The organism is Ancylomarina salipaludis, assembly GCF_004122035.1.
In the GTDB taxonomy this organism is placed as follows: domain Bacteria; phylum Bacteroidota; class Bacteroidia; order Bacteroidales; family Marinifilaceae; genus Ancylomarina; species Ancylomarina salipaludis.
This window is the reverse complement of the sequence record NZ_SAXA01000011.1, coordinates 57,273-69,754: the sequence shown is the minus strand read 5'-3', so window position 1 is coordinate 69,754 and position 12,482 is coordinate 57,273. Positions and strand designations below refer to the sequence as shown.

The window sequence follows — 12,482 nt, the reverse complement described above, 5'->3', positions numbered from 1 at the left end:
ATACGATCAGTTTAATTGATAAGCAGATAGAAAGGATTAATTCCACCATACTTTATTCTCATCTTCAACAGCTCTGCTGATCTCATCTTCCGAGAATTCCATAAAATCTAACACAGACCTGGTCTCATTCGTTTCGAAGTCTTTGGGAACTTTTATTAAAGTATTCAGATTTGAAAGGACATAAGTTTTCCAACCCCTGTCAATATATTCAAAATTGAATAAATAAACTTCCTTGTCGTAATGTTTAAACAAATTCTCTTTTTTAGAAGGAGGGATTCGAAGGCTCCATGAACAATATTTCGGCTCGCATTTGACGTAACTTTCCCATCGTCCCATAAACGAATTAAAGCCATCCTGTCCAAACCAGGCATTGTTCAATTTAAATCCATGAGGCGACTTATCAAACAGAGTTTTAAAATCGCCAGAAAATTGCCCGGTATGCTTTTGGTCCGGATTCTCGTTCAGGACATAGGTCCCATAAATAATTCCTTCGGAAAGATCAGGCTCATCACAATCCCGTCGTGCTTCATCAAGCAACATAATTTGATCAATGGTCATCGTCCCCTGAAAATCGCAAACATGATTATTCACTCTCGATTTTCCCTTTACATGATACTTAAAGTGTGATTCCGAATCTTTAGATATTTCAACAAAACGAATCTCTATTCGTTGATTATCATCCCCAATGGTTCCCTGAAAAGTTCTCTCATGCCATAATTGACAATAATCCGACTTTATATTCTCCTGAGTGGCCTCAGTATAACAGTCTTGTGCGAAAAGTGATAAGCTTAAACTTAAAAAGAATAAAGTTTGAAGAAAAGTTTTCATCATCTCAATATTAAATACATAGTCTATCAAATTTATGAAAATCAAGACTATAAACAAAAACAGCTATACAAGCATCATATAAAAGATTAAACTATTCAAATAGTTATGTACGTTAATAAATAACACACATAATAAAAAAACGCTGATTAGACTGTCAAAAATAGCCATTGATCAAGAATGTCGACATCCTAGTAAACATACTAGATATTGACCATTTAACATTTGATAATATTTATATTTTTGTATGCTGCAAAGGTCACTAGTAGAAAAACATCATTCCCTTATGATCAATGCAAACATATAGTAATAAATAACCCCATTTTAAATTCTTATATGAATCGTTTATTTTCAGTTTTTTTAATCCTTCTTTCTATAGCAACATTAGATTCTTGTAAAACCAGCAAAAATTTAGTTTACCTAAATAATACTACAGATCAGGAAATTCTTACCGATTTGCCCAAACAAACATCTATATATAAGATAAAAACAAACGATAATCTTTTTGTTGATATCCAATCAATGAGTCCTGAAATCAATGCCGTTTTTAACCCATCACAAGGATCTGGACCACAAAGTGGAACCCAGCAAAACTACGGACAATTATCTGGTCAATATTTAAATGGTTTTCTTGTAGATCAAAGAGGAAATATAAATTTACCTATTATTGGGCAAGTTCATCTTGCTGGGAAAAGTTTAGATGAAGCTCGTCAAATTGTTCAAGAGAAATCTGATGAATATATAAAAGATGCAACTGTAAAAATAAAATTATTAAGTTTTAAAATTACAGTTATGGGAGAAGTTAAAAACCCAGGTGTTTACTACAACTACAATAGCCACTTGACAGTGTTGGAAGGTATTAGTATGGCAAGTGGAATAACAGACTATGGCCGCATCAAAAAAGTGCTTGTTTTACGCCCCTTGGAACAAGGAAGCAAAACCTATCGATTAGACTTAACAAATAAAAACTTCCTTAAATCTGATGCCTTCTTTTTACAGCCCAATGATGTCGTTTATGTAGAACCTGACAAGTATAAAAATGTGAAACTAAATTCACCTATGTACTCTCTGTTTCTTTCAACGGTTTCAACATTGATACTGATTTTTAATGTACTCTAGATTCATAACATTTGCCTTAAGTCATAAATAAGTATCATTCCCTAAAATTGAAAAAACACTCAAGTATGCAATCAAATAATAACTTAAATATAACCAAGGAAGATGAAATTGATCTTAAAACCATTTTCTTTCGTTTACTATCAAAATGGCATTGGTTTGTTCTTTGTGGATCTTTAGGAATCCTTTTGGCTTTCTTTTTCAGTCGTTTTTCTCAACCTATTTATGACGTTAAAAGTGTCATGTTAGTTCAAGAAGAGTCTAACGGAATGGGAGTTGAAAACCTTTTTGAAGGAATGGACCTGGGGGCTAAAACCAACATTGAAAATCATATCGGAATCCTCAACTCATATAGTTTAAACCTTCAAACACTCGAAAACTTAAATTGGAGAACAACTTGGTATCAAAAAGGAACATTTAAAGATACTGATTTATACAAAAACACCCCATTTCGTGTAATTGAGAATAGTAAAAATAACCTAGCTGGCATTAAAATATCAATTTCTACAATTGACAACAAATCTTATCAAATAAAAGTAGATGACAAATTTGATGATGGCACTACAACTTATCCTATTGAATTCGAATCTACAGGACTGTACGGTTTACCTTTCAAAAATGATTTTTTTGATTTCACACTAGAAAAAACAAGCCCCCTTTTATCTTCTGAATACTATTTCGTTTTTAATGATTTCGAATTAATGGCCTTAGATTTCGTTGAAAAAACGAATGTAAGTCTTGTTGATAAAAATGCAGAATTAATCCAACTACAAATGCAAGGCAACACGCCTGCCCGGATTGTAGATTATTTAAATGAACTTTGCAATGTCTATATTCAATTTGGACTGAAGAAAAAAAATCAAATTTCCTTCAACACCGTCCGTTTTATTGATGCACAAATAGACGGTATAGTTGATTCTCTGAAAGTAGCAGGACAAAACTTTACAGATTTTCGCTCAAAGAAAAAATCTATTGACTTAAGTCATGAGGCCCAATTAATTTTGGAAAAAGTTGGCGAAATTGAAACGGAACAAGCAAGCCTTAGTTTTCAACTAGACTATTTTAAAAATCTTCTTAATTATATGGGAGATGCAGATAAAATGGAAAAAGTAGCTGCCCCATCTGTTGTTGGAATAGTAGATCCTGGTTTGAATTCACAAGTTGTAAAACTAGGCGAACTTTACAGCAAAAAATCGGCTTTATCCTATATAGCCAAAGAAAAAAACCCGAGTTTAATAATGCTCAATAACGAAATAAAAAATGTTATCAGTTCATTAGAAGAAAACTTAAGAAACCTTCTCTCTGCTGCAGAAACTCAAGACCGATTTCTGAAAAACAGAAAGGATCAAATTACAATGAGACTTGCAGGTTTACCAGAAACGGAACAAGAAATGGTAAACATTAAACGAAGATTTGATTTAAATAATGAACTCTATACATTTTTATTAAAAAAACGAGCAGAAGCAGCTATCACAACAGCTTCAAATATTCCTGATGCTCAAATCATTGATGTTGCAAGAGTTCGAACAGCAAAAAAAGTTGGTCCAAAAACACTTATGATCATTGTTATTGGATTAATGCTAGGTTTATTGCTCCCACTATTCATTATCTTAATGAAAGATGCTTTTAATGATAGCATTAAATCAAAAGAAGAGCTTGAAAGCTTAACCTCCTTACCTATAGTTGGCGAAATTGCACATAATAATTACAAAAATGAATTAGCTATTCTGGATCATCCTCGTTCAGGCCTTGCAGAATCATACAGAGGCCTAAGAACAAACCTTCAATACTTATTTAAAGGTCATACACAAAAGGTTATAGCTATCCACTCAATGATTCCGGGAGAAGGTAAAACTTTTACTTCTCTGAATATTGCAACCATCATTGCTATGGATAATAAAAAAGTTTTATTAGTTGGTTGCGACCTTCGTAAACCTCGATTACATCAAATTTTTAACACATCAAATTCTAATGGTCTATCAACCTATTTAATCAGACAACATAGTTTAAACGAAGTTACAAATACTACAAAAATTAAAAACCTTTATTTTGTCAACTCAGGTCCGATTCCTCCCAATCCTGCTGAGCTATTAGGTAACGTTGATTTCAAGGCTTTTATTAATGAGGCAAAAAAAGAATACGATTATATTATACTAGATAATGCACCAGTTACTCTTGTTACGGATGGAAAATTAACAGGTAAATCTGCAGATGCAAATCTATTTGTTCTTCGTCAAGGCTATAGCAAAAGAGATCAAATCAAATTCATAAATCAACAAGCTGAGAAAAACGAAATCGATCATGTAGGAATAATTTTGAACGATGCCATTCATAATGGTCATGGGAATTCATACGGAAGTTATGGTTATGGGAATGGCTATTATGATGAAGATCATGAAACTAAAAATTGGAAAACTAAATTAGTAAGCACTTTTTCTAGAAATTAAACATTTAAAATTATGATTATTGCCGTAGATTTTGATGGAACAATTGTAGAACAGAAATATCCTAAATTAGGTAAAGAAATTCCTTTTGCTACCAGCACTCTAAAAATGTTGCAAGAAAAAGGACACCAATTAATTCTTTGGACCTATAGGTCAGGAAAAAAATTGGATGATGCCATTGAATTTTGCCGATCAAAAGGACTTGAATTCTACGCCGTCAATAAAAATTACCCTGAGGAAGTTTTTGAAAGTCATATTAGTCGTAAAATAAAAGCAGACATGTATATCGATGATATGAATTTTGGTGGTTTACCTGATTGGGGAGAGATATATCAAAGAATAACAGATCCTAACAGGACTAATTCAAAAGAAAAAACACATAAGAAAGGTTTAGCACGAATATTTGGTTAGAGTTATCATATAAACTTCAAACAACAACTTCATTTTAACAATGGACAAATATTCTTGTAGCCACTATTTCACTAGGATATCAAATAGGAATTCAAGGGTTAGGCTAATAGCCTGACCCTTCCTTCAAATACAGTCAATAACTGTTTGGAATTACTCCCCAAATTTTGGACACAACAAGTCTATTCATCTCATCAAAATTTATATTTTCAAAGCTTAATTCAAGATTACTTTAATAGATTCACAGGCAGAAGCATTCTTCCAGTGCTTTAAAAAAATCGAAAGTCAATATCAACAAAATCTTCTTCATTTAATTTCAGACCATTCCACCCCATAAATTCATTGGGTATTAAATTTCAAAAATTAACCTCATTAGCAACCTGCAACTTCGTTCTTAATTTCTCAACCTGTTGATATAGCTTCTCTATAAGCTTTTCGTCAAGCAACCATTGTTCTGTGATGTAAATGCCTAATGTGGATTTGTTTTTCAATTCAGAAACGATATCCACATTAATGTGGTTAACACAAAGTTTAATTCTGGGATCCAAATCAAAAATCTCAAGGATTGCAGACTGCGTACTCTGACTGTAAAACAGTTTTCCTGCTGAACATTCATCATTTTCTTCAATATAAACCTTAGAATCAAACTGCTTCGACTGGGTCGTGAACTCACTCTTTTTAGAAAATGGATTCACCTTATCCAGAATATTTTTCTGACGAACCTGAATCCGTGTTGATGATGGAAATGCAATTGGAAAGAAGAAACCACTATACATGGCACTATCTCCTATACCTGCCATGTCGCAATAATTTACAAAATAAACTTCATCATCATCCGATCCGGATATTATCGCATGCTGCTTAACCAGATTGCGAGGATTTATTCCGCTTGCGATATAAGTCTCTTCCTTATAATCTATTTCTCTCCTTGTTCTTTTTGCGAAGACTTTCAGTTCTTCAATTGCTGTTTTATCTTCTTCCATTTCTCTTTCTATTAAAACATCTTACTTTCCTCTGTGTAAATAACTACGAAAATCTTCTTTTTCCCTGCATATAAGATCGTCTCCGGCTCAATCTGTCAGTCTTTTTTTTGGTCAAAAGGTAAACAAGTGGGCCAATTACAGGAGGTATAATGCCAATATTAGCCTAAAAACACCTTGGCTTTCTTTGATATTAGAAAAGGCATCAATAATTACATAAAGATGCAAGGCTAATACAGATAAGTAAATGAACATATTCATTTTTTAAAATTCACATAAATTTAATAAGATATTTTTATTATGATACCAACACAGCTAAATAAAAACGCCTGTCAAACAAATGACAGGCGTTGTAATTATCTATTATTAAGTTTACTTCTCACTAATATTCTTTTGCCATTTCCAGGCAGATAACAAAGTTTCGTCTAAAGAACTTTGTGCTTTCCAACCCAGTTCATCATTGGCATATGTTGTATCGGCATAAATCTGCTCAATATCACCAGCACGACGTGCTACAATCTTATGTGGTACTTTTTCTCCTGTTGCTCTTTCGAAGGATTCGATAATCTCCAATACTGAAACACCATTGCCGGTTCCCACATTAAAATACTCGCAATTAGCCTTGTTCTTACCGTTCAGCAAACGCTCAATGGCCACAACATGAGCTTTAGCCAAATCGACTACATGGATATAATCACGAATAGCCGAACCGTCAGGCGTGTTGTAATCATCTCCAAAAACACTCAATTCGGGACGAATACCAGCCACGGTTTGTGTTAAGAAAGGAATCAGATTATTAGGTACACCAAGAGGCAATTCGCCAATCTTTGCAGTTTCGTGTGCCCCAATTGGATTGAAATATCTCAAAGCAATTCCCTTCAAATCCGGACAAGCCTTCAGTGTATCACGAATAATATCTTCACAAATACTTTTCGTATTTCCGTATGGCGATTCTGCTTCTTTACGAGGTGTTTGCTCTGTTACGGGTAACTTATCCGGCTGCCCATAAACAGTACACGATGATGAGAAAACCAAATTAGGCACCTTGTATTCAATCATGCAAGCCATGATATTCATTAGTGAATTCAGGTTATTATTGTAATACATCAGTGGTTTCTCAACCGATTCGCCAACTGCTTTTGAAGCGGCAAAATGAATAATTGCCTCTAAGTCGGTATATTTTTGAAAGAAATCGTTGACCTTTTGTTTATCGGTCAAATCAAACTCCTCGAACTTAGGTTTCACTCCTGTGATTGCCTCAATCTGTTCCAAAACTTCAATCTTCGAATTCGAAAGATTATCTACAATAACCACATCGTAACCATTGTTTTGTAGTTCAACAACCGTATGCGATCCAATAAAACCGGTACCACCGGTAACAAGAATTTGTTTACTCATGTTTCATGTTTTTTTTGAGTTCTTTTTAAAACAGTGTTTAATTCCAGCTCTATTTATTTTCACCACACAATAGACCTCTTAAAACAGTAAGTCAAAGAAACAATATTTCTCTAAATTTTTCTTATAAAAATGGAATTCTTTCCAACATAAGTCTGATAAAATACACACCAAGAACATAAATAAACCTTATGTTTTAAATTTTAAAAGGATGTATTTGAGAGAACAAAATTTGAAGACTTTAATATCAAATTTCAAACGAAAGAAAGCTCAATTTTAAACTTAGAAAATTCGAACTATCTCACTCTTATTTAACAGCTAACTTTCTCTTTTGCTTCAAATCTTTCTCAATGGATTCGATCATAATACCTGCAATATTTTTATTTGAAGCCCCTTCTATACCTTCCAAACCTGGTGACGAATTAACTTCAAGTAACAAAGAACCATTTCGACCACGAATAATATCAACTCCGGCCACTTTTAAGTTCATGGTTTTTGCAGCTAAAACAGCAATTCTTTTTTCTTCCGGACTTATCTTAACCAACTGGGCAGTACCACCCATATGTATATTAGCTCTAAACTCTCCTGGTGCTGCAGTTCGCATGATACTTTCTACAACCTTACCATTGATTACAAAACACCGAATATCCTTACCATCAGCCTCTTTTATAAATTCCTGTACCAGGATATTTGTTCCCAGACTTTTAAATGCATTGATCAAACTCTCAGCAGCTTTTTTCGTTTCGGCCAACACGACCCCTTTTCCTTGAGTCCCTTCAAGTAACTTTACAATTAGAGGAGCTCCTCCAACCATTTTTATCAAATCATCAGTATCCAAAGGTGAATTGGCAAAACCAGTCGTTGGTATTGGTAAACCATTATTAATCAGCAATTGCAAAGAGTGTAATTTATCTCTTGATTGCGTAATTGATGCAGCTGTATTCAGCGTATAAACTCCCATCGCTTCAAAATGACGCGTTAATGCACAACCATAGAAGGTAATACTAGGTTTTATTCTTGGGATAATGGCATCAAAATCATCCAAAATTCGTCCACCTCGATAATGCATTTCAGGATTATTTCCATCCAATTTAATATAACAATCCTTAATGTTTAAAAACTCCATATGGTGCCCCCGCTCCTCACCAGCTTCAATAATCCTTCTGTTGCTATATAAATTGGGGTTACTAGCCAATAGACCAATTTTTAATCCAGATGGCTTGATGACATGAACCCTGTAATGTTCCTCCAAAACGCTGGGGGAAACCATTCCAAGTTGAAACGAAGCCTGAGGGTCAACCAATATCCGACCTGACATGGCTTGTCTACCCAAAAGCATCCGGTAGCCCATGGAATCCCTATTGGTTAAGGTTATTTCAATTGGCCAGCTTGCATCTGCAATAGATAAAACTGTTTTTATCACATAACGCACTTCTACCAATCCGCTCGAACTTTTTACCTTTCGTCTGTCCAACACAGGCGATTCACAATGAATAGTTGTCTTACCATCATTTTGTAATGGATGAACATCATATCGAACCCATGGAGTGCCATCTTTTTTAAAAGGAACTATATTTACGGCATGTAAAGCCGATGTTTTCGCTCCAGAATCGACTCTAACATTAATTATAGGAATATTTAATTTAGGCAAACCACACCACTCTTCACTACCGACGATTATTCTATCCATGCTCATATTCAATTTATTAAAACCTAATTTCACACCTATCAACAATATTCTTTAAATGCAAAGAAATGAAAAATAAACTGATAATTCCTAACTCAAAATAACTCAGACCCATTTTTTATTTCTCCCCTCAATAAGACAAGAGGTTGGCTTATTTCCCAACTTATAAAATCAAAGCTTATGCATGCTTAAACGTTGAGTTATTCTCCAATACATCTCCATCCCATGTCTTTATATTTAGAAAAAATCCACCCGCACCAATATCCAAATCTCCCCCAATACAAAACACAAAAAAAGCTGCATATTGAATCTACAGCTTGACAATATTTTTGAAATCATGTCATAAAAATGGGTCTCATATGGCATCATCCCCTATGCAGAAAGTTCCACAAATGGTATCATTCCCCATAAAAACAACAATTCTGTTAACGCTTAGGTCAACCTACTGAATATTAACTTCTCTGTTCTTCGAAACATATTGGGCAGTTCCCGCCACACGAACGCTTAGTTGTTAGATGTTGCCTTTTTTACTTTTAAATCTAGATTAGAGCTTTCAATTTGAAATTTAAGTCTAATGTCAATACTCGAATTAATCAGTTCAACATGATTATATTTTGCATCGGAGACTAACTGTTTTACCTTGTCCTTTGTGGATTCGGTACAACTGGGACCAAAGATAATTCCTTTTAACGCTAGAGGATTAAATTTGATATTTCTATCTATCGCCTCTTCAAATTGAAAGTTGATTATTTCTCTAACTTCATTTTCGAATTCATATTCTCTAGTTTTTGTGTACACAACATGCCCAATTTCAAGATGTCCTGTACCATCAAAAAAATATTTTTGAGGACTTTCAAAGTATCTCACCTTTTTCCCTTTAAACTTATAGTAATCGCTTTCTGATATTTCCGTATCAAAAATTAAACAGACCCCAGCATACCCACTCGCATATTGATCCCACATCAATTTATGATCATATTTTTCCGAAAAGCAGGTTATCCCAAGTTTTGTTATAACCCCGTTGAAATGATGATTCAATAAATCCATTCTAAACTGATTTACTGATGGTAACTGAAATGATTTTTCAAATTCAGGGATAGAAATAATCATATCTTCTTTAGGGCTATCTTGAATGTATTTGTTGTAATAGAAATAAATAATATTCTTTTGTGAAGCTTCCGTATCAATTTCAAATTTACAATCTGTAATATCTTTAAAACTTTCAGGTGAGTTGAACCATAATGTATTATTTATAAGAAGTTTTTCCAGATATTCATTTATTGAGTGGTATTTAAAAATATACCTATTAGAAGTTACTTCGGGAATAAAATAGTAATAGGTGAAATCTTTAATATCATTTAAAGTGAAATTTTCACCTACGAATTGCACGTCCCAAACAACTCTATATTTAATCTTCAAAACTAAATACCTATCAAAGTATTTTACATTAAATGTTTGTTTCGCAATTTTTAAAATATCATCATGATGCTCTGGAGCTGCATTTAAAACAAATTTTATGGAGTTTTCGTTTATTATTATTCCAATTTCTTTGACAACATTTTTACCAATCTCAGTTGAGAGAAGTTCATTTATAAAAAAGTTGCCTAATTGCTTTTGTAAATAAATTTTCATCTAGACTAATATTTAATATCTACGGCTATATTAAAGGTTCTGACTAACGGTGAAAATTAGTCTCTGGTTCTCAGTAATTTATACTTTTGTCGTTCACTCCAAAAATCAATGAATTTTTCCTTTATAGAGCGAATTGGCTACAACGGCTACGTATATGAAACGTTTGGCATTTCTAGGCACTTTCCTATCAAGTTACAACTACTTTTGATACGGGCTAAAATGCTTGATACCCCACTGACTGCCAAATGTTTTATTATACGATGTTTTATGCTGACGTTCATTCATTGATCTTATCAACAGTTATAAGCCTAAAAGTATTTGGATTTATGGTTAGTCTTATTTTATTCTCTGTATTGGTTACATAATAGTTTTTTCCTGTCTTGATGAAGAATCTTTCATTAGTCTTTTTTAATATTTCATCTATCAATGATTCAATCTGTTCTTTTGAGAAATCGGTCGCTAATTTCTTATTTACCCTTCCGTATACAAGTTCGGTATAGCACAAGTTCTCAATAATTTTTTGTTTGCTATCTGTCATTTCAGGTCAGATTTAGAGTACTTATTAATTCTAGTCTGTTATTCCCCGCTACCGCACGAATCTTTCGTGTGCTTACTACATCACCACAATTACACCATTCAAAACGCCTTTATCTCCTCTATAATCTCTTGCACTACTATATACATAGTCTTCGGGGTAAGAGACCAAACCTTCGAAAAACTGCTACCCCTTATGATATATAGCGTGTGTTAGCGAACCTTTCATTTTATTTCTTTTACAAATCCATATGTTGGAACTTGCGTTTTCCCATCAGGCATTTTACTAAATGCTTTGTAGAGAAGGTATTTTTTATCTTTGTCAAGACCTTTAAATATTTGACCAATTGATTGGTGAATTTTATCATTCTCTTCTTTTGTCAAAGTTGTATCTTTTAAGTCAATTTTTGTTAAATATTCTACCATATGGAAATATCCTTCTTGTGTTCTTAAAGGAAAAATATTGAGAATTTGCGGTTTAGATTCAATTGTACCAATTGTTAGTGGAAAAGTGTATTGACTCTTTACTTCAGCCATAATGGTTTTATAAAATTCTTTCATTTCATCTTCGTTCTGGTATTGCCAAAACTTATTGGCAGGGTGCGCTACTTGTGAACTTAGAAACATACTGTTAGCTGCATCAACCAAATGCTTCTTGTCATAATATATTTTTGCTTCAGCATAGAGCTGAGTAGCTGTTTTCCCAGCAATTATATATTGTCCAAATTGTAGTATGTTCAGCTTCCATCCGTCATGATATTTCCCATAAATATTGGTAATTGATAATTTATCAAGTTTATTCTCCGGAATGAGTATAGAAATAAACATTTCTTTATTGAGAGCCTCGTAATGAATTATATAATCATCTTGTCCACCTAAGCCAGACACAACAGTATTTCCTATTCCTGTTTTGGAATTTTTGACATGAAACTGATTTAGAAGATCATATTCTGTGGTCATAATTATTCCATTGACTTGTTTAATCAGGTCCTTAATGTTACTACCGCTTTTTTCCAATAGTTTATCAGACATAATGCTCTTCAATAGTGTTACATTATTTGTGGTTATGGCTTCTAAAACTATTTTGTCCAACGTCTCAATTTCATTTTTCAAACTTTGATCTATATTTTCGTCTTTCCAAGTTCCTGAAGTTCCAACATTACAACTTTGAAATCCTAAAGTTGCCAGAATAAATAAAATAAATAATTGTTTCATGTCTAATTTTGTTGTCTTTTAAATGGTGACTAAGGTTAATGTAAGATCAATACTGGTGTTACATCACATATTTATTTGTTTAATATAGCACTATTTCTCTCCTAATTATCCACACAAACTGAAGGACGTTTCATTTTTGCAAAGCAAAAACTCGTCCTGAATGTTAGGACTACAGAGGTATTTTAGTCTTACCAAATTTATCAAAATTAAAAAGCAAACAATAAATAAGGATGGGGTAAAATTCAT

10 protein-coding genes are annotated in these 12,482 nt (G+C 33.2%); 3 read left to right on the top strand and 7 right to left on the bottom strand.

The window, feature by feature from the left end; genetic code table 11:
- Window positions 1–36: 36 nt before the first annotated feature.
- Window positions 37–828: a hypothetical protein gene (locus EO244_RS12255; RefSeq protein WP_129254969.1), complete on the bottom strand. Its 792-nt coding sequence runs from the start codon at window positions 826–828 to the stop codon at window positions 37–39.
- Window positions 829–1,161: 333 nt separating this feature from the next.
- Between EO244_RS12255 and EO244_RS12250 the strand changes: the two genes are divergently transcribed.
- The 3 genes from EO244_RS12250 to EO244_RS12240 all read left to right on the top strand — a co-directional run bounded on the left by EO244_RS12250 (window position 1,162) and on the right by EO244_RS12240 (window position 4,796).
- Window positions 1,162–1,944 (top strand): polysaccharide biosynthesis/export family protein, encoded by a 783-nt coding sequence (locus tag EO244_RS12250; protein ID WP_129254968.1) that lies wholly within the window; start codon window positions 1,162–1,164, stop codon window positions 1,942–1,944.
- 65 nt (window positions 1,945–2,009) lie between these two features.
- Window positions 2,010–4,388 (top strand): GumC family protein, encoded by a 2,379-nt coding sequence (locus tag EO244_RS12245; protein ID WP_129254967.1) that lies wholly within the window; start codon window positions 2,010–2,012, stop codon window positions 4,386–4,388.
- Window positions 4,389–4,400: 12 nt separating this feature from the next.
- Window positions 4,401–4,796: a BT0820 family HAD-type phosphatase gene (locus tag EO244_RS12240; RefSeq protein WP_129254966.1), complete on the top strand. Its 396-nt coding sequence runs from the start codon at window positions 4,401–4,403 to the stop codon at window positions 4,794–4,796.
- 353 nt (window positions 4,797–5,149) lie between these two features.
- On the opposite strand, the gene EO244_RS12235 is transcribed toward EO244_RS12240, so the two are convergent.
- The 6 genes from EO244_RS12235 to EO244_RS12205 form a co-directional block, all read right to left on the bottom strand.
- Complete coding sequence (locus EO244_RS12235) at window positions 5,150–5,776, bottom strand: hypothetical protein (protein WP_129254965.1); 627 nt, start codon at window positions 5,774–5,776, stop codon at window positions 5,150–5,152.
- Window positions 5,777–6,145: 369 nt separating this feature from the next.
- Window positions 6,146–7,171 carry a UDP-glucose 4-epimerase GalE gene (gene galE, locus EO244_RS12230; RefSeq protein ID WP_129254964.1) on the bottom strand — a complete coding sequence of 342 codons (1,026 nt, stop codon included), beginning with the start codon at window positions 7,169–7,171 and terminating at the stop codon, window positions 6,146–6,148.
- Between the two features lie 304 nt (window positions 7,172–7,475).
- Window positions 7,476–8,858, bottom strand: a complete 1,383-nt coding sequence (rimK, locus tag EO244_RS12225; RefSeq protein WP_241687980.1) for a 30S ribosomal protein S6--L-glutamate ligase — start codon at window positions 8,856–8,858, stop codon at window positions 7,476–7,478.
- Window positions 8,859–9,359: 501 nt separating this feature from the next.
- Window positions 9,360–10,487, bottom strand: coding sequence for a DUF2971 domain-containing protein (locus EO244_RS12220; protein WP_129254962.1), 1,128 nt, complete (start codon window positions 10,485–10,487; stop codon window positions 9,360–9,362).
- A gap of 277 nt (window positions 10,488–10,764) precedes the next feature.
- Window positions 10,765–11,025: a DUF3781 domain-containing protein gene (locus EO244_RS12215; protein WP_129254961.1), complete on the bottom strand. Its 261-nt coding sequence runs from the start codon at window positions 11,023–11,025 to the stop codon at window positions 10,765–10,767.
- A 221-nt stretch (window positions 11,026–11,246) separates the two neighbouring features.
- The gene (locus tag EO244_RS12205; protein ID WP_129254960.1) at window positions 11,247–12,236 is read right to left on the bottom strand and encodes a hypothetical protein; all 990 of its coding nucleotides are present in this window, start codon (window positions 12,234–12,236) and stop codon (window positions 11,247–11,249) included.
- Window positions 12,237–12,482 lie beyond the last annotated feature (246 nt).